The following is an 18,729-nucleotide window of genomic DNA, read 5'->3' on the forward strand; positions in this document are numbered from 1 at the left end:
AAGATAGATAGCCTTTTTAACGGTCTCTTGCCAGTGCTGCCGCTACCTGCCCGAGAGCGATACCGCCATCATGTACCGGTACATTCTGCGGAATGTGCAGCTGCATACCGCGTTGTCGCGCTTGTTTCAGCAACGCGGCCACCAGCCGGCTGTTCTGAAATACCCCACCGCTCAACAGGGCTTCCGAGTGCCCTTCCCGCACCATAATCGTCATGGCCAGCTCGGTGAGCATGTTGATAAATCCGGTCACCCCGCGGGCGCGATCATGCTCCTGAAGTAAAGCCTCAATCGTGGGTTGGAAATCGATGACACCCGCCTCGATAGTGAAACCATAACAGAGGTTGAGGCTTTGATCGTAATATTTTTCCATCAACATGCCGCTCTGTCCTTCAAAGCTCATCCGGTTGCAGATTCCCAGCAACGCAGCTACGGCATCGAACAGGCGGCCGATGGAAGAGGATAGCGGTGTATTCAGGCGCTGCTGGTGCATCCGCAACAGAATCTTAAGCTCCGCGCCGGTGAATGCATTGGTGCAGGGGGTATCAAGCTGCAGCGTCTCTTCACCATAGTAGTCAAACAACAGGCTCAGGGCCACGCGCCGCGGTTCACGGATCGCCTGTTCGCCGCCGAGCAACAGGATGGGGCGTACATGATAACGCCGCTGATAAGCACGATAACTGGCTTGCAGCACCTCGCCTCCCCACAGGGTGCCATCATCACCATAGCCGGTACCATCCCAGCAGAAAGCCAGCATTTCGGTGTCAAACCCCATACCACAGCTGACCATTGCGGATAAGGCATGGGCATGATGATGTTGAACCTCCTGCACCGGAACATCCTGTTGCCGTGCCCACTGTGACGACAGATAGTGCGGATGCTTGTCGCACAGAATCAGTTCCGGGGTAAAATCATACAACCGTTTGAAGGTGGCAATGGTGCGTTGGAAATAGCCTTCTGCCGCGACGCCATCAAGGTCACCAATATGCGGGCTCAGGATCGCCTGCCCGCTAAACCCCAGGGCGATGGTGTTTTTGAGACCGGCGCCCACGGCCAGTACCGGTTGCGGTAATGGCGCCGGTAGCTTGATGGCCGCCGGTGCGAAACCGCGGGCGCGTCGCAGCATCAAGGTCCGGCCCGCGGCAGTGGTCACTACACTGTCATCGCAACCGTTGACGATCTCACGATTGATATCCAGCACCGCATCGACCACCGTTCCTAACCGCTGTTGTAACATGGTCGCGTCAGTGATAATGGGCTCATCAGCAATGTTCGCGCTGGTGGCAATCAGCGGACCGTCCACATGATCAAACAACAGCAGATGCAGCGGGGTATAGGGAAGAAACAGGCCGACCCGGTCAAGTTCACCATGAACCTCAAAAGGTAATCTCCCCCGATCGGGCACCAGCACCACCGGGCGCTGGGGGCAGGTCAAAAGGCTACGACTTTGTTCATCAAACAGGCCATATTCTTCGGCCATCGGCACATCCCGCACCATCACGGCAAAGGGCTTGTGGGGCCGCTGTTTACGCTGACGCAGTAGAGCAATGGCAGCACTGCTGGTCGCATCGCAGAGAATGTGGAAGCCACCGACACCCTTGACGGCAAGGATCTGCCCCTGACCTATCCGCTTTGTTACCTCCTTCAGGGGTTGTTCTGTAACAACGTCCTGTCCCTTGGCAGCGGTCAGCATCAGGCGCGGTCCACATACAGGACAGGCCGTCGCCTCAGCATGAAAACGGCGATCCGCTGGATTCTCATACTCTTGCCGGCAGTGATCACACAGGGGAAAGGGCGCCATGGCGGTCGCCGCGCGATCATAAGGCAGATCACGGATAATGGTATAGCGGGGGCCGCAATTGGTGCAGTTATTTAACGGGTACTGGTAACGGCGATTGCCGGGACTGGTCAGCTCGTGGCTGCAATCGGCACAGATGCTGATGTCAACCGGTACCAGGGTTTCCGTGACACAGTTGGTAGTTGAGGTGACAATACGAAAATCCTGCGGATGGTCGATGGCAGCAACCTTTTCAACGGTAATCGAATCGATCTGTGCCAGTGGCGGTGCCTCTGTTCTTAGTTGTCGGCAGAAGTGTTGGATATCGGCACAAGTCCCGCAGACTTCGATGACGACACCGGCGGGACTGTTGGCGACCTGGCCGCAAAGATTGCCGGCACGGGCAATCCGGTAGACAAAGGGGCGGAAGCCCACTCCCTGAACGGTTCCCTTAACAAGCAGTTGATAACTTTCTGTTGTATCGGGGTCAGTGGAATTAACCTGGTCAGGTTGCATAGCGACGGTCAGAGATCCGGCCGGCTGGACAGAAAAGCCTCAATGCGCTCACTTGCAGCACCAATCAGCTTGGGTAACCCCTGCTCTACAGCTTCAGACAGGGTCATTTCCATGTTGATATTATTATACTGGATGCCCAGCAGTTCGACATCGGGGGGACGATCACCAATCAGCTCCGCTGCTTCAAGCAGATCCTTGAGGCCGACCTGGTGGGGGGAAACACGTTGGTCCAGGATCGGATTGATATCCTCTCCGGCGATCAATGCTACGGTGCCGGGAGCTTCATTGATGTTGATCGCATCAAGCAGCAGCAGCTTGTCGGCCCAGGCTACATGTCCGAGCAGATCAAGGCCCAGGGTACCGCCATCGACAATCTGAAAATTTTCCCGATCCGGATAACGCTCCTGCAGGGCGTAAATTGCCTGTAACCCGGCGCCATCATCGTTCATCAACAGGTTGCCAAGTCCCAGGACGAGAAAGTTTTTCACGGCTGGTCCCTGTTAAGGAATGGTAGCAGCCCGGTATCAATCACGGCGATCAGGTTTCCAGCCCGAGAAGATCGAACTGATCTCCCCCGACTTGGTTTTGAAGTCGAACAGGATAACACTGTAAATGTGGTTGATCACAAATCCCGCCACCAGAAACATCACCATGAAATGGAACCAGCGCACCCACTGGTTGCTGACCAGGCCGAAAATCCAGCCGGTTGCGCCATAAAGAGCACTATTGGGGTCCGCCTGTGCCCAGAGGGCAAAACCGCTAAGGATCTGCAGGAAAAAAAGTAGAAACAACAGGGTATAGGCGCAAAAAGCCACCGGATTATGTCCCAGCAGATGCGGGGTGTCCTTCCCGAGAAAGGTGTAGAAACGGATATAGGCCCAGAATGTTTTTCTGTCACTTTTGTTGAACGGATTGGGAATAGCCCGCCAGCTGGCGAAGTAACTGTCACCGAGAAACCAGTAGAGCCGTGCCAGGATACTCACGGAAAAAACCACACCGGTGACATAATGAATATGGCGCATATGCCCCATGATGTAGGGATGCTGCGCTGAGCTCATGAAGGGATCGTGAATAAAATAGCCGGTGAACGACAGAATGATGATACAGAAAAAATTCAGCCAGTGAATGATCCGAACCGGCCCCTCCCAGATATAGAGAAAACTACGGGCAGCGCATTCAATGGGTTGTTCAGCTTTATCAACAGTTGTTCCCGAGATCTCTGCCATAACGATGCCTCTCTAAAGAATTTTTGCCTTGGATACAGGGTTGCCACCCTCATCGTAGAGATGAACCGCGCAGGCCATGCAGGGATCAAATGAGTGCATGGTGCGCAGAATTTCCAGCGGCCGCTGCGGATCTGCGATCGGCGTACCGATCAGCGACTCTTCATATTGCCCACGCACCCCGGCGGGATCGCGCGGGCCGGCATTCCAGGTCGTTGGTACCACCGCCTGGTAGTTTTTAATGCTCTTGTTCTCAATCACAACCCAGTGGCCGAGGGCACCTCGGGGCGCCTCATGAAAACCGTAACCACGCGCATTGGTCGGCCAGGTGGACGGATCCCACTTTTCGTTGTTGTGAATAGCATAATCGCCGGTTTTCATGTTGGCGACCAGCAGATCGAGCCAGTCACTCATCTTGTTAACCATGATCAGGGTTTCAACCGCCCGTGCTGCGGTTCTACCCAAGGTCGAGAACAGCACTTCCGGGCCGACGCCGAGCTTACCCAGGACCAGGTTGACGGTATCGGTAACTTCCTTGTGGCCTGACGCATAAGCGACCAGCATTCGCGACAGGGGACCAACCTCCATCGGTTTATCGTCATAGCGCGGTGATTTGACCCAGGAATATTTATTGTCGGTATCAAGAAAATCATAGGGCGGCTTGGGTCCGGTGTATTTCCAGTTGGTTTCTCCCTCGTAGGGGTGTTTGCCAACGCTGTCTCCACCGCTGTATTCGTACCAGGAGTGGGTGACATATTCGGTTATTTTCTGCTGATCCACCGGCATGATATTGGTCAGGTCACCATTTAAGATGACCCCGGCCGGCATCCAGAAATCGTTGGGGTAGCCGCTTCGCCCTTCGGGGAAATCACCGAAAGACAGGTAGTTCTTGTGCCCGCCGCCGATACCTGCCCATTCCAGATAGAAGGGAGCAACCGCGAGGACATCAGGAATATAGACCTGCTCGACAAACTCCCTGGCCATGGCGATGTACTGGCGGATCTGGGCAATCTTGTCGGCGTTGATGGCATTCTGGCTGTTGGGGTCGACCGGAATCGACATGCCGCCCACCAGGAAGGTTTGGGGATGGGGGTTCTTGGAGCCGAGAATCGCCTGGATCTTGATAATCTCCTTCTGGATGTGCAGTGCTTCAAGATAGTGGGCCACTGCCATCAGGTTGGCTTCCGCCGGCAGCTTCATCGCCGCGTGTCCCCAGTAACCGTTGGTGAAGGGGCCGAGCTTGCCGGTTTTGACAAAGGCACCAACACGGTTCTGAACACCCTGGAAGTATTTTTCACTGGAAAATTTCCATGGCGAAATACTCTGTTGCAGGGCGGCAGTTTTTTTCGGATCAGCCGAGAGGGCTGACACCACATCGACCCAGTCAAGGGCATGGAGGTGATAAAAGTGGATCATGTGATCCTGAACGTTCTGGATCCCCATGATGATGTTGCGGATCATTTCGGCGTTAAATGGGATCTGGATGTTGAGGGCATTTTCTACCGCGCGGATCGATGCCAGGGAGTGCACGGTGGTGCAGACGCCGCAAAAGCGCTGGGTATAATACCAGGCGTCGCGTGGGTCACGGTCTTTCAGGATGGTTTCAACGCCGCGGAACATGGTAGCGCTGGACCAGGCATCGGTAATGACGCCGTTCTCAATGGTTGCTTCAATCCGCAAATGCCCCTCGATTCGGGTAACCGGGTCAACGACTATTTTGTTTGCCATCGCTTATCTCCCTTTATTCGTCAGCGTCGGTGGTTTCTTTGGTCAATTCACGGGTCTCGGCCTTGGCTTCTCTAACCTGTTTCCAGTTGCGGGTCATTGTGACCGCACCGTGGGTGGCAAACACTGCGGCCGAAGCACCGACGATCGCCCCACCGATTTTAAGGGCTGAGGCTTCAACCCCGAAACCGGGGATGTTCGGCAGCCGTTGGTACATGGGCATCATGGTGTCGAAGAAGCCCGGTTCGCTGCAACCGACACAACCGTGTCCCGCCATGACCGGCCAGCTTAGTCCTTCGTTCCAGCGTAAGGTCGGGCAGTTGTGGAAACTGGCCGGCCCCTTGCATCCCATTTTGTAGAGGCACCAGCCTTCACGATGGCCATGATCCCCCCAGTTTTCCACATACTGACCGGCGTCAAAATGGCTGCGGCGTTCGCAGTTATCGTGAATCCGTTTGCCGTAGGCAAATTTAGGCCGACCAAAGCGATCCATCGCCGGGGCGCTGCCGAAGGTCAGATAATGGACGATGGTGCCGGTCAGGTTATCGACATTCATCGGACAGCCGGGCAGGTTGATCACGGTTTTGCCGGGCAGCAGTTCACTGACGCCGACGGCCCCGGTCGGATTGGGGTAGGCGGCAGGCAGTCCGCCATAAGAGGAGCAGCTGCCGACGGCAATGATGACACCGGCATCGCCACCGACTTTTTTCATGATATCTGCGGCAGTCTGGCCGGCAATGGTGCAGTAAACGCCATCTGCCCCGACCGGTATCGCACCTTCGACGATACAGATGTACTGCCCCTTGAATTTCTCCATGGTGGCGTGCTTGCTCGCTTCGGCCTGATCACCGGCCGCTGCCATGACCGTCTCGTGATAATCCAGGGAGATATGATCGAGGATCAGCTCGCCCACCGCGGGGCGGTTGGCACGCAGCAATGACTCGGTATCGCCGGTGCAGGACTGAAACTCCATCCAGATCACCGGCGGACGGCTGTCGCTCTCAAGTGCTGCAGCAATGCGTGGGGTCATGGAGGCAGGAACCGCCATCATTGCCCCGAGGGCGGAACAATATTTCAGAAAACTCCGTCGCGAAATATTGTGAGCAGCCAACATCTGTTTGAAATCAGTCATAGGTCACACCTCCGCACCCTGGGCTAAAAGACACATTTCAGTACGATTAAAACACGATTCTATTAAAAGTCAAATAATTTTATCTTGACAAAACAGGATCTTTGCCCCGATTCTACAGTAGCTTGTCGGGTAAATGGGGAGGGGTATTGCTCTTTGTTCCGGGCGGGGTTTTAGTCTGGCTGTAAACAACCGTTTCAAATTGCGCACCACCTACGGGTAACGCATGAATGTTCTGAGGGTTTTTTTTCTACAGCGGCTTCTTCTTTTGGTCTTCCTGATTGTTGGTGCTTGTACCTTCGTCTTGTTGTTGACCTCCTGCGGTCAGCAGAAGATCCCGTTGATCGAAGAGCACTGCGGCACCTGCCACAGCGCCACGATCGTCTACCAGACACGGCGCACTGAAGCAGGATGGCGCCAGGTGATGCACGGCATGAAGATCCGTGGAATGGAAATCACCAGGGATGAGGAAGAGCAGGTGTACGCAATTTTATTCCGTGAGTTTCTGCTCAAATAATCAAGTCCGGGGACTGCCGGAATTACTTTTCCGTCAGCCAGTAAAAACTGAAGCCCGGTATTACCAGGGTCTGGTTGACCATGTCGGGCTGACTACCGCTGTACAGATCGACCAACCTTCCATAATCAATCCGCCCCCAGGTTTCGAGTTCGCCCAGGTTCAATGAATGTGGATGACCGTCGAAATTGGCCGCCACCAGCACCGAATCACGGCGACTGATCCAGTTATAGCGCTCAAAGACAAACAGATGCGGGCTTTGTACTTCGATCAGTTCGCGATTGTTGAAGTCGGCAAAGACACTGATTTCAGTGCGCACCGCAATCATCCGTTTAAGGGCAGTGAAGATCCGGTACTCGATGGTGCCGGGCTGGTTGCGGCGGGCGGCCTTTTCCCAGTCGATGGTGGGGCGATGCACCCAGCGGGTGTCCGTTGCTTTGTGAGGATCGCTCAGGTAGGCATCATCGTTGATGGTACCAATTTCATCGCCATAGTACAGCAGGGGAATGCCACCGAAGGACATGATCATGGCATGCAGCAACAAAATAATGTTGACGGCATCATGGCAGGCGTTTTCATCACTGGTTTCCAGGGCATATTCCAGGCCCACCAGAGAAGCAAGAGACCCTGAGATACGGCTGTCGCCGGTCCGATGATTGTGACCGAAGGGCAGACCACGGGCATGAGATCCGGCGTAGCGGCCGGTAAAATAGTCAACCAGATACTGGCGATGATTGGCCGGATCATAACCGGCCAGGTCGATATCATGGTCGTCAAAACCCAGGCCGATATCATCATGACAGCGCACATAGTTCAGCCAGGTGGCGCGCTCGAGTTTGACCGGCAGGCTCTTGATCCCCTGATTGAGGAGCTTGGCATTTTTGGTCGCCACCGCATCCCATAGCAGTGCCATAAAGGTCGCGTTATAGGCGATTTCGCACTCCTTGGCGATGACTGCGTCTTCCCCAAAGTATTTGATGACTTCGACCGGAGCGACAATCGCCTCGGCAATAAACAGGACTCCGGGGGCGGTGACCTGAGCGCAGTCTTTCATCAATTGCAGAATCAGATGCGCTTCACGCTCGTTCTGACAGGTACTGCCGATCTTCTTCCATAAAAAGGCGACGGCATCAAGACGCAGGATGTCGGCCCCCTGATTCGCCCAATACAGAACAATATCGAGCATTTCGATAAAGACCGCCGGGTTGCTGTAATTCAGATCCCACTGATAGTCATTAAAAACCGTCATCACCCAGCGCTGCATGGTCTCGTTCCAGGTGAAATTACCGGGGGAGGTTTCAGGAAAGATCTCAGGCATGCTTTGTTCAAACATGTCGGGAACGTTACGGTTGGGGTAGGTAAAATAAAAATCACGGTAATGGTTTTCACCGGCACGGGCGCGCCGGGCCCATTCATGCTCATCAGAGGTGTGATTCAGCACCACATCAAGGGTCAGCAGAATATCGCGACTACGAGCTTGGCCGGCCAGTTGCTGGAGATCTTCCAGGGTACCGACACGGGGATCAACGGCACGAAAATCACTGACGGCATAGCCGCCATCACTGCGACCTTCCGGACACTTCATGATCGGCATAATATGAATCAGATTGATGCCCAGCTCCTGAAAGTAGGACAGGTTGTCGCAGACCCCCTGCAGGTTGCCCCCGAAGCCTTCGCTGTAGAGGGCCATTCCGACCCACTTCTGATGCAGAAACCAGCTGAAATCGCGTTCCCGCTCGATATCAACAGCGCGCAATGCCGCCGGCCGGCGGATATACTGTCGGGCCATGGTTTCAACCAGGCGCTGAGCCTGATCGGAAAAATCAGGCCGATCACCGTAGAGACGGTAAAAGAGGGAATGAATGGCGTAAAAGTTGGCACCCAGGCGGGTATAGAAGTGGCGCAGATCCTCTTCGCAGATCTCCTCGTTGAGACGATTGAGAATATCATTCAGCAGCGCATGGGAGATCTGTTCATACATGGTTACAGCCTGTCGTCGTCAGTGAGTGGTAGAGGGTTCTGTCGGTGGAGATTGCCCCGCGCATACCAATGATGTCGGCAGCAAGCTGTTGCGCCATGGTAATGTTTTTCTCAATTGGCCGGCCGACCATGAGCCCCTGCAGATAAACAGCGGCAAAAGCATCGCCGGCGCCAACCGTGTCGATATTGCGCTTGATCGGGGGGGCCGGCACCGCGATCAGTTCCCCGGCCCGGGTGCGTACCAGCGCCCCATCGGCACCCCTGGTAACGATCAGTTGTTCGAGCGTGGTTTGCGCCATCAGTTGGGCCATGGCTTGGTCGATGTTCGGGTCATCAAAACCAAGATCAGCCAGTTCATCCGTGTTCATCTTGGCCCAGTGTGCCGGCACCAGGCGATGAAGTACCGTACCTTTATCCCACCAGGGGGATCGCAGGTTAACGTCAACAAACAGCCGGCAACCCTGCCGTGCGGCGAGGGCATCAAACGCCTGTTGCGATTGCTGATGACGCAGGGCCAGGGTGCCGTGATAAAGGATAAAATCATCACCGCCGGCAGGTAACAGATCCGCGCAAATATGATCATAGGCCACGCCTTCGCTGATATGATAGGAGGGCTGGCCTTCTGCAATCTGCACTTCGACCCGGCCGGTCGGATGTTCCCGCTTGTTCTGAACGCCATCTGTGCGCATATTCCAGTTGGTCATGGCGGCCAGAATCTGCCGACCCAGATCATCATCGCCGACGGCCGAAACCAAGCAGGGATCAGTCCCCAGAGCAGCCAGGTGCCAGGCGACGTTAAAGGGGGCCCCGCCGAGAACCTGCTCTCCGGTTGGAAAACAGTCGAATAATACTTCACCGAAAACCATAATCTGTCGATTTTTCATGCCGTCTCTTTCGTTACATAAGATGGCGTCGCCACAACCCACTCACTGCTGTGTTGCTAAAGGATCAAATACGACCTGAAGGCCGGCTGAAAATGGCAGACCCCCTCAAGGATGCCGGCACTGTAATTGCCGTTCATGGCGAGCAGTCCTCCCCCGGCAAGATAAAGAGTCGCGGATTGATTGTTCTGCCGCGCCCAGGTTAACGCCGCCTCCTTGATCGGAATGGCCGCGTTGGCCACCAGGATCGAACGGATATCGCTGTTGATGACCTGCAGATCATTGCCACTGTCACCGGCGAACAGGAGTTCATCGTCAGCGAAGCCCAGCTGTTGCTGCAAAAACCTGATGGCCTGACGTTTATCCGCGCCATCAGGCAGGATATCGAGCAGTCCAACGCCCTTCTGCTCATCAATGCTCCAGATCAGGTTTGCGGCTATCCCTTCCCGCTGCAGTTGCCTGTTGATGTCCCCAATAATCTGCTCAACATCAAGCTGCAGCGGAACGTAAAAGCTGACCTTGAAGGTGTTCTGCTTGGCTTCTTCCTGCAGACAAGGGCCGGATACCCTGTCAACGATAGACCTGATGCGCCGGCTTGTTGTCTTCGGCCAACAGGCGGAAAGATGGTGGCTCCAGGCTTCCAGCTGTTGCCAGTCGCCGGCAACGATGCGGTAAATGGTCGAGCCGACATCGGTCAGGGCGTAATCGGGCTGCGGCAGATCGTAGGTTTTAATTGCATCCACCACCAGCCGGTGATCCCGGCCGGTAACATAAACCAGACTCACACCGGGATGGCGGCACAGTTTGCTGAACAGCTCCCGTGCCCGCCTGTCCTCCAGCGCGGTACCGTTGGGAATCAGGGTGCGATCCAGGTCGGTACACAACAACAGCCGCGGCTTATTCTGTACCATCGACCTGCTCTTTGGGATCGCGACAAGCGCCGAAAAAGTCGTAATAGTCAATCGCCTCAAGTATCCCGGCGGCCAGTGGCTGACGGGCGAAATAGATCCTGTCGGTATCCACCAGACCGGATAGCTCTTCGTGATGGCGGTTGGCCACTACCACCGCCAGGGTATTGCCGGACAGCATGTCCTCATCGGCTCCGGCTCCCCCGGCGGCCAGAACCCTTTCCAGATCAATCCCACGCCGGTCGGCCACATAACGCAAAGCCAGCCCCTTGGAGGCGCGTGCCGGCAGAATATCCAGATACTGGCCGAAGCTCATAATAACATTGACGGCCAGACCCTCCTGGTGGAGCAGGCGCCGGATTTTGTCAACATCGGCAATCGTCGGATCGATGTAATAACTGACCTTGAAGCGGCTCTGTTCAATCTTGGGTTGTCGTTTCAGGCCGGGATAATCGCTCAGGACCTCGCGTACCTTGTGAGGTGACCATTGGAAATCGATATATTTAGCCCAGACCTGATCCCCTTCCAGTTCCGGAGCATAGTAGATTTCGGTGCCACCACTGGTGATCAGGATGTCGGGCTCGGGAATACCATGTTTATTCATCAGCGCCAGGGCCGAATCAAGGCGTCGTCCGGTGGCAATGATAACTGCCGTACTTTTACGCTGACGGCGCCAGCGCGCCATCAGCTCGTTAAGCGCAGGTGCGTCACCGATCAGGTTCTGATCAAGGCCACTGACCAGGGCACGGTCACTGTAAAGGGCTTCTCTGCGGCTCAAGGGTTCACGCTCCAGCGGTTCATAGCGCTTGATCACCGGAATCACCAGGCGCAGATAACGGTCGGCATGAGCCTGCCACGAATAGTGCTCACGAACCCCTTTGAGCCCGTGCTGCGAAAAGGATTGCCAGCGATCGTTGTCCTGAAGTATTTGCAGCAAGCGGTCAGCAATCTCCTGCGGATCGAGGGGGTCAACCAGAAAACCGTTATCACAGTTGCCGATAATATCCCGGGGACCACCATCCCGGGTGGCGACAATCGGCAGGCCGGAAGCCGCTGCCTCAATCAGGGTCAGGCCAAAAGGTTCAGTCAGGGCCGGATTGACAAAAACCCCTCTTAATGCTGCAACAATACGGTAAAAAAACGGCACATCATCTCGCCTGTGCTGCTTCGGAATGGCTACCTTACCATAGAGATCATAGCGATCAACCGTCGCCAGCAATTCGTAGAAAACATCGCGAGCGCCCTCGTCCAGATCGTCAATATCCTCACGATTGCCGGCAATAATCACCAGATTGGCAAGATCCTGCAGCGTTCTGCTCTCACCATAGGCTTCTACCAGCTTGGTGATGTTCTTGCGTTTGTCCGGTCTGGACAGGGCGAAAATAATCGGTTTTTGAGAATCTTTCAAATGCCTGGTCAGCAGGGCAAACTGCGGCAGGTCGAGTTCATTGCCGGTTGGTGCGGTAAAAAGTTCCAGATTGGTCCCTGGTGGCACCACGCGCATCTGCTTGGGCTGATAATAATCATAGAGCCCGTACTGCTCCTCTATTTCCTGCTGGGTACTGGTAATCACCCGTTCCGCTGTTGCCAGGGTCAACTCTTCGGCTTCGATGCGTCTGGCCATATTATAGCGTTCTTCGATGTCTTCCCGACTCAGGCCGGCTGCCAGCAGGCGCCTGCGTTTGACCCGACCAAGGGAGTGGCCGGTATGAATCAGGGGAATTCCGGTCAGTTGCGACAGGCGTGCTCCCACCCAGCCGGCATCGGCGTAGTGGCTGTGGAAGATGTCGGGCCAACGCCCCTGTTCACGAAAGTAATCGTAGAGCTGATCCACAAAGGTGTGCAGATGATCCCACAACTGCTCTTTCGGCAGGTACTCGTCGGGCCCGGCAGTCACCCGGACAATCTGCAACTTGGCGGAAACTTCTTCAAGCGGCTCAGCGTAATCAGCGTCAACAGCCGGATCGACCACCCGGCGGGTGATCAGGTCCACCCGGTCAACATCGTCCCGCTGCGCCAGGGCCTGGGCCAGTTCCAGCACATACAGGGTCTGACCGCCGGTATCGGCGTCACGACCCAGCTCCAGGTTGTGTCCGCGGAGCAAGCCATGGACACTGATCAGTGCCGGATAGAGGGGCTTTTCGGGGTCTGTCATGGTGGTTGCCTTTCAGCCGGGGCGCTACCGAAAAATTCTCCAGGTACAAGGTTGTTGCCCCGCCAGGATCGATAAGCTGTTAGTATAGACTGCCAAACCCGGCCACAGGCGTCAAGTTGCGGGACCATCGCCTGCCAGGTATAAGCCGATTGCCCGGTAACGTGACCGGGAAAGGCTTCGCATGTTGGCAGCCCTTCCTTTATGAGGCCCGTTTATGAACGACACAATCCGTTTCGGTGTTTCTATCGATGCGAACCTGCTCCACCAGTTTGATCAGTTAATTGCCGAGAAGGGGTACCAAAATCGTAGTGAAGCGGTGCGTGACCTGATGCGTGACGCCCTGGTTGAACGGGAATGGTCACAGGAAGACGGGAAGACCGTCGCTACCGTCACCCTGGTCTATGATCACCACACCCGCGACTTATCCGACAAACTCACCGAGCATCAACATAACCACCACCAGGACATCATTTCCGTCCTCCATGTTCACCTTGACGCGCACAATTGCCTGGAAGTCGCCGTGGTTCGTGGCAGCGCCGCGCAAGTCAGAAAACTCGCCGATGAACTGATCGGCACCAAGGGGGTCAAACATGGCAAACTGGTGATGACCACCACCGGCTCCAACCTGACCTGAGAGATTATTCCTCGATTGCTACCCCCGGCCCTGTCTGTTTAGGATCAAACGGCTTGGCGCCCAATTCAACCAGATTCCGCCACAGGGCTGCAGCGACAGGACCGACCGGTTCATCGCGGCGGCGCACGGCGCGCATTTCGATGGCACTCTCACTGGGGTAGCCACTGACCTCAAGAATAGCCAGTTTTCCGGTTGCACGCTCATCGGTCATCAGATAATCCTGCAGCTTGCCCCAGCCCATTCCCGCCAGAATCAGCTCTTTTTTACTGTAGTGATCGTTTACCACCCAGTGGCGGCCGCCGGGCAAGGTTCCCGGCGACCTGACGGTGCCGGTATCGCCACTGTCACGCACGACAATCTGTACCTGCCGTTTCAGCGAGTCCAGATCACTGATCTGGTGATCCCGAATAAAGCGGGGCGTAGCGACCGTCACCAGGGTGGTAAAGGTCAAGGGGATAGACTCAAGCTCCGGGATGTCATCGAGCCAGGGACTGATCGCCAGATCGACCTCGCCTTGTCGTAATTTATCGAGGGCCCCACCGATGTTTTCAATCTGCAGATGGAGTCGGGTTTCCGGGTAGGTCTTTTCGCTTCTGCGTAACACTCCCAGAATCTGGGGCAGTGGATAGCCGGCCTCGATTGCCAGGGAAATTGTCGGCTCGTACCCGGTTGCAAGATATTTAGCGCGGGATCGAAAATGTTCTACCTGCTTGAGAATCTCGCGGGCATGTTGACACAGCTGTTCGCCCTGGGGCGTCAACAGGGCTCTGTAACTGCTGCGATCGAAGAGGGACAGATCCAGTTCATCTTCCAGTTTGCGCATGGCGACGCTGATGGTTGGCTGAGTACGATGTAGCGTCCCGGCCGCGGCAAGGATGCTGCCCTGATCGGCAATAGCGGTCAGAATCCTGAGCTGGTCAAGGGTCATAAAAGTTCCTTCCTTCTGTTATTACGCAAGCACTTTCGCAGTGGCAGGCAACTCACACTATAGATTTTAACTATGAAGTTAATCCATATAAAATATTTTTATTCTATTCTATGCCTGACTATAATTGTAATAAATAAAGGTTCGGCTCAATCACCATCGCTACAAGGAGCTCCACCATGCTTACCATCAGACCTTCATCGGAACGCGGTCATGCCAATCACGGCTGGCTGGACAGCTACCACAGCTTTTCCTTTGCCGACTACCACGACCCCCGGCACATGGGGTTTCGCTGCCTGCGGGTGATCAACGAGGATCGGGTGGCTCCGGGCAGGGGCTTCTCGTCCCACCCCCACCGTGACATGGAGATCATCTCCTATGTTCTTGAAGGGGAGTTGGGACATCAGGACAATATGGGCAACGGCTCGGTCATCCGTCCCGGCGATGTCCAGCTCATGAGCGCCGGTAGCGGGGTTATCCACAGCGAACAGAATCATTCGGAAAAGATGCCGGTTCATTTTCTGCAGATCTGGATTCATCCTGAGCAACAGGGAATAACGCCGGGTTATGAGCAGAAATATTTTCCCGCAGCGGAAAAACGCGGGAGATTGTGCCTGCTTGCCTCGCCCGACGGTCGTGACGGCTCTGTGACCATCCATCAGGATGCCTGTCTGTACGCCACGGTGCTGGATCAGGGACAAGAGGTTGTCCACCGGACGTCACCAGAGCGTTATTTGTGGGTTCAGGTCGTGCGCGGCACTATCAGGGCAAACGGAACCCTCTTACAGCAGGGAGATGGAGCCGCCGTCAGCGCTGAAGTACAACTGACCCTGACCGGACAGCAGTCCGCCGAGGCATTATTGTTTGACCTGGCATGATATCGGCTTTAACTGTAACCGTTCGGCACGGGAGCGGGATTACCACGATTGCGCCGTCCATGGCGACAGACGCCCTCGTTATGGCAGCCCCGCTCCCATGTAACGCGGTTGTTTGAATAATTACCTTTAACTTGATAATGGAAGGAGCGCACCATGGCTAAAATTCTGATTGTTCATTACAGCATGTATGGTCACATTTATAAAATGGCAGAAGCGATAGCAGAAGGCGTAAGTGAGGTTGATGGCTGCGAGGTCGTCATCAAGCGGGTACCGGAAACCCTGCCCCATGAGGTGCTGGAGAAGATGGGCGCGGTTGAAGCGCAGAAGTCGATGGCGCATATCCCGGTGGCGACGGTGGATGATCTGGCGGAAGCTGACGGCATTATTTTCGGTACGCCGACCCGATTCGGCAACATGTGCGGGCAGATGCGCCAGTTCCTCGATGCCACCGGCGCCCTGTGGTTCAACGGTTCGCTGATCGGCAAGGTCGGCAGCGTCTTTGTCAGTTCAGCCACCCAGCACGGCGGCCAGGAGTCGACTATTCTCAACTTCCACACTAACCTGCTGCACCACGGCATGGTCGTGGTGGGACTCCCCTATTCCTTTGCCGGCCAGATGGACAACAGCGAGATTACCGGAGGATCTCCCTACGGGGCGTCAACCATTACCGGTGGCCAGGGAGAACGGATGCCCAGCGACAACGAGCTGGCCGGAGCCCGCTTCCAGGGCGCCCATGTTGCGCGGATTGCCAAAAAGCTCAAGGGTTGAAGGGTCGTTGCTGCCACGACGGCATTAAAACAATAACCACCACACAAGGCTCTACCCCGCCGTTGGGGTGTTTTATTTAGAGATATTTCAACACACCTTGACAGCAAGCCTGCTGTTGATACGATTATTAATCTCCATGATAACGCCCACAACCAAAGGAGAGACGATGGATATTTTTGATTTTGCGATAAAGATGGAAACGGATGCCGAAGCCTATTACCAGAGGTTGGCGGAACAGACTGACATGGAAGGCATCAGAAATATTTTTCTGGATCTGGCTGCTGACGAAAAAAAACACTTTGAGATCTTCAAGTCCATGAAGGAACGTCCTGGTATCGCTGCCATGAGGGATAGCGAGGCGTTAAACAACGCCAAAAACACCTTTGAAAAACTGCTGCAGGAAAAACCTGCGGTAAGCCACCTTCAGGATAATCTCGGCGCCTACCGCCATGCCATGAAAATCGAAGCAGAAGCTGCGCGGGTTTACGAAGAAGCCTTGACCCATGAAACCAACCCCGAGGTGAAGGATCTGCTCCAGCGCGTCATTAAAGAGGAGCAAAAGCATTACAACATCATTGAAAACCTGTATGATTTTGTCAATGCCCCCAACGAGTACCTTGCCTGGGGAGAATTCAGTAATCTTGAGGAATTCCGGAATTTTGGGCGCGATACGGACGCCTGAACGATCCGCGCACAAGGGTGGACGGTCCTTGCCTTTACCCGCGGTAAGTTATCGACGCCGGTTCGCACAAGGAGCGGACCTGTGAAACTAAAACCGTTGTTGCCGGTTTGCCCACGTTTATCCCCGGCTACGACCATGTGTCTGTTCACAATCCACAGTTAAGGAGGCCTACATCATGGGATTCGCACCCTCAGCGATGCAACTAAAGAGCAATGTTTTTGAGAATTGTGGTGACATTCCGAGCAAGTACACGGGCGAAGGGATTGATGTCTCACCACCGTTATCCTGGACTGATGTGCCTGATGGCGCCAAGGGGTACGCGGTCATCTGTCATGATCCCGATGCCCCGCTGGTCTCTCCCAACGGCACCTATGGCTTTGTTCACTGGGTGCTGTATAACATCCCGGCAAACATAAACAGCCTGGAAGAAGGTGTGTCGGCATATACTCAGGGCCAGAACAATTTCGGGAACGCAGGTTATGGCGGGCCCATGCCCCCGGAAGGCCATGGTACCCATCAGTATTATTTCTGGATTCTGGCGCTGGACAAAGCGACAGATTTACCGGAAGGGCTGAATATGTGGCAATTACTGGAAAAACTTGAACCCCATATCATCGGCATGAACCGACTGATCGGAACCTACAAGCGGGCGTAACTGGAAACTCAAGCGACGAGCTGATAAGTTTCTGCTCCGGAAACGGCCCTTTTCCGGGCAGAAACTAGCTGAACTGTCTGACATATTCATACATTACGATGGTGGCAGCGACACTGACATTTAGACAGCGGATCGAGCCGAACTGGCGAATCGCCAGGGGCTCAATACCCGCATAGGAGTCCTGGCCGAAACTGAATCCGAACTCCTCGTGGCCTAAAACAAAGGCGCTTCTGGCAGGCAAGTCTATCGCGTGCAGCGGTGTTTCGGCGTCAGGGCGGAGCTGAAAAAAACGGTACTGCTGTTCGCTGAGCAGCTGGTGGCAGGACCCAAAATCCTCGTGGAAGACCGCCGGCACCTTGCGAAAAGACCCCTTAGCCGGGGCCGGGTCAAAGGGACCGATATTGATCAGGTGAACAGCGGCAGCACCGAAGGCCTCGGCGCTGCGGAAGATTTTCGGCACGTTGAACCCGGCCTTGAGCTGATCGAGAATCAGGACAAATTCATGGGGACCGGGTTGGGCGAGGATATTTTTCTGCCGCTCCTTGCGATAACGTGTCAGCCAGGTTCGATCTCTCTTGGTGCTCATTATACCTGCTGCCCTCTGACAGTCTTCATAACAAAAGCCGTGTCCCATCCTCCAGCAGCTCCAGCTCCAGCTGCTCGGCCCGTTCCAGCAACTGCGGTCCCGGGTGAGTCAACACCAGGCGCCCGGTGGCAAAACGCTCTTTCTCACGCATCAGGGTGACATAGTCCAGGTGACCTGGAGCAGGCTGATCGTAACTGAAACATTCGCAGATAAACAGATCGCTTCCCTGTGCCAGCACCGGCAACTGTTCAGTCCATTCGGTATCGCCGCTGAAACTGATGATGTGCCCGCCGATCTCAATGCGGATTCCCAACGCCTGCGCACCACCACCGTGGGCAACCGGTACGCAACTGATGCGTGCACCCTGAATATTCAGGGCAGCGGCAGGCTCCAGGACCCGGTAGGTGACCGCAAATCCGAGGCCGTCTGTGAGAACCCCCGGATAAAGGGCCTCAAACACCTGCTCAACCCGCTGCTGCAGGCCTTCCGGACCAGCGCAGAGCAGCGGACGGGTACGGCGCTGCAGGTATTTACCGGCCAGCAACAGATAAGGGATGCCGCCGAAGTGATCGCCGTGCAGATGACTGACAATCACGCCATCGAGCTGGTCGCTGTTGATGCCATAGCGCGCGAGACCGGCCGGACTGGATGAGCCGCAGTCGAGAAGCAACCGCGTGTCAGCAGCATCAAGATGGAAACAGCTGTGCAGCCGCCCGCCGGAGTGGAAGGCATCGCCGCTGCCGATGCAGGTAAATGTCAGACTGGAAGTGGTTGTATTCGTCATCAAGGTTGCTAC

The 18,729-nt window shown here is 55.3% G+C and carries 18 protein-coding genes; 6 read left to right on the forward strand and 12 right to left on the reverse strand.

The genetic code is table 11. The features are described from left to right. Positions 1-16: 16 nt before the first annotated feature. Genes hypF through AC1931_RS13045 form a run of 5 tightly spaced genes read right to left on the reverse strand, consistent with a single transcriptional unit; the run spans position 17 to position 6,370 of the window. Positions 17-2,290 (reverse strand): carbamoyltransferase HypF, encoded by a 2,274-nt coding sequence (hypF, locus tag AC1931_RS13025; protein WP_483877710.1) that lies wholly within the window; start codon positions 2,288-2,290, stop codon positions 17-19. Positions 2,291-2,298: 8 nt separating this feature from the next. Continuing rightward, positions 2,299-2,778, reverse strand: coding sequence for a hydrogenase maturation protease (locus AC1931_RS13030; RefSeq protein ID WP_483877711.1), 480 nt, complete (start codon positions 2,776-2,778; stop codon positions 2,299-2,301). Positions 2,779-2,814: 36 nt separating this feature from the next. Continuing rightward, positions 2,815-3,516, reverse strand: coding sequence for a Ni/Fe-hydrogenase, b-type cytochrome subunit (gene cybH / locus AC1931_RS13035; protein WP_483877712.1), 702 nt, complete (start codon positions 3,514-3,516; stop codon positions 2,815-2,817). 12 nt (positions 3,517-3,528) lie between these two features. Continuing rightward, the gene (locus tag AC1931_RS13040; RefSeq protein WP_483877713.1) at positions 3,529-5,241 is read right to left on the reverse strand and encodes a nickel-dependent hydrogenase large subunit; all 1,713 of its coding nucleotides are present in this window, start codon (positions 5,239-5,241) and stop codon (positions 3,529-3,531) included. 13 nt (positions 5,242-5,254) lie between these two features. Then, entirely contained in the window at positions 5,255-6,370 is a 1,116-nt protein-coding gene (locus AC1931_RS13045; RefSeq protein ID WP_483877714.1) for a hydrogenase small subunit, read from the reverse strand. 223 nt (positions 6,371-6,593) lie between these two features. Between AC1931_RS13045 and AC1931_RS13050 the strand changes: the two genes are divergently transcribed. Continuing rightward, on the forward strand, positions 6,594-6,884 hold the full coding sequence (locus AC1931_RS13050; protein WP_483877715.1) for a hypothetical protein: 291 nt from the start codon (positions 6,594-6,596) through the stop codon (positions 6,882-6,884). Between the two features lie 22 nt (positions 6,885-6,906). On the opposite strand, the gene AC1931_RS13055 is transcribed toward AC1931_RS13050, so the two are convergent. The 4 genes from AC1931_RS13055 to AC1931_RS13070 are packed head-to-tail and all read right to left on the reverse strand — an operon-like array spanning position 6,907 to position 12,805. Beyond that, complete coding sequence (locus tag AC1931_RS13055; protein WP_483877716.1) at positions 6,907-8,862, reverse strand: amylosucrase; 1,956 nt, start codon at positions 8,860-8,862, stop codon at positions 6,907-6,909. Next, positions 8,855-9,745 (reverse strand): PfkB family carbohydrate kinase, encoded by an 891-nt coding sequence (locus AC1931_RS13060; RefSeq protein WP_483877717.1) that lies wholly within the window; start codon positions 9,743-9,745, stop codon positions 8,855-8,857. Before AC1931_RS13060 ends, AC1931_RS13055 begins: the two co-directional genes overlap by 8 nt. A gap of 56 nt (positions 9,746-9,801) precedes the next feature. Continuing rightward, entirely contained in the window at positions 9,802-10,653 is an 852-nt protein-coding gene (locus tag AC1931_RS13065) for an HAD-IIB family hydrolase (protein ID WP_483877718.1), read from the reverse strand. Beyond that, positions 10,640-12,805 carry an HAD family hydrolase gene (locus tag AC1931_RS13070; protein WP_483877719.1) on the reverse strand — a complete coding sequence of 722 codons (2,166 nt, stop codon included), beginning with the start codon at positions 12,803-12,805 and terminating at the stop codon, positions 10,640-10,642. The genes AC1931_RS13065 and AC1931_RS13070 overlap by 14 nt, the downstream gene beginning before the upstream one ends. Before the next feature lie 214 nt (positions 12,806-13,019). Between AC1931_RS13070 and nikR the strand changes: the two genes are divergently transcribed. Next, on the forward strand, positions 13,020-13,439 hold the full coding sequence (gene nikR / locus AC1931_RS13075) for a nickel-responsive transcriptional regulator NikR (RefSeq protein ID WP_483877720.1): 420 nt from the start codon (positions 13,020-13,022) through the stop codon (positions 13,437-13,439). 4 nt (positions 13,440-13,443) lie between these two features. On the opposite strand, the gene AC1931_RS13080 is transcribed toward nikR, so the two are convergent. Then, positions 13,444-14,367 (reverse strand): LysR family transcriptional regulator, encoded by a 924-nt coding sequence (locus AC1931_RS13080; protein WP_483877721.1) that lies wholly within the window; start codon positions 14,365-14,367, stop codon positions 13,444-13,446. Between the two features lie 176 nt (positions 14,368-14,543). On the opposite strand from AC1931_RS13080, the gene AC1931_RS13085 reads away from it, so the two are divergent. From AC1931_RS13085 to AC1931_RS13100, 4 genes are all read left to right on the forward strand, one after another. Continuing rightward, on the forward strand, positions 14,544-15,242 hold the full coding sequence (locus AC1931_RS13085) for a pirin family protein (protein ID WP_483877722.1): 699 nt from the start codon (positions 14,544-14,546) through the stop codon (positions 15,240-15,242). Between the two features lie 153 nt (positions 15,243-15,395). Then, positions 15,396-16,010, forward strand: a complete 615-nt coding sequence (gene wrbA / locus AC1931_RS13090) for an NAD(P)H:quinone oxidoreductase (protein WP_483877723.1) — start codon at positions 15,396-15,398, stop codon at positions 16,008-16,010. Between the two features lie 166 nt (positions 16,011-16,176). Beyond that, the gene (locus AC1931_RS13095) at positions 16,177-16,692 is read left to right on the forward strand and encodes a ferritin-like domain-containing protein (protein WP_483877724.1); all 516 of its coding nucleotides are present in this window, start codon (positions 16,177-16,179) and stop codon (positions 16,690-16,692) included. A 175-nt stretch (positions 16,693-16,867) separates the two neighbouring features. Then, positions 16,868-17,347, forward strand: a complete 480-nt coding sequence (locus AC1931_RS13100) for a YbhB/YbcL family Raf kinase inhibitor-like protein (protein ID WP_483877725.1) — start codon at positions 16,868-16,870, stop codon at positions 17,345-17,347. A gap of 64 nt (positions 17,348-17,411) precedes the next feature. Here the strand turns inward: AC1931_RS13100 and AC1931_RS13105 are convergent, their stop codons facing one another. Both AC1931_RS13105 and AC1931_RS13110 read right to left on the reverse strand, forming a co-directional pair. Next, positions 17,412-17,933, reverse strand: a complete 522-nt coding sequence (locus tag AC1931_RS13105) for a TrmH family RNA methyltransferase (RefSeq protein WP_483877726.1) — start codon at positions 17,931-17,933, stop codon at positions 17,412-17,414. Positions 17,934-17,958: 25 nt separating this feature from the next. Then, on the reverse strand, positions 17,959-18,717 hold the full coding sequence (locus AC1931_RS13110; RefSeq protein ID WP_483877727.1) for an MBL fold metallo-hydrolase: 759 nt from the start codon (positions 18,715-18,717) through the stop codon (positions 17,959-17,961). Between the last annotated feature and the right edge of the window lie 12 nt (positions 18,718-18,729).

It is taken from the genome of Pelovirga sp. C15f (genome assembly GCF_057178085.1).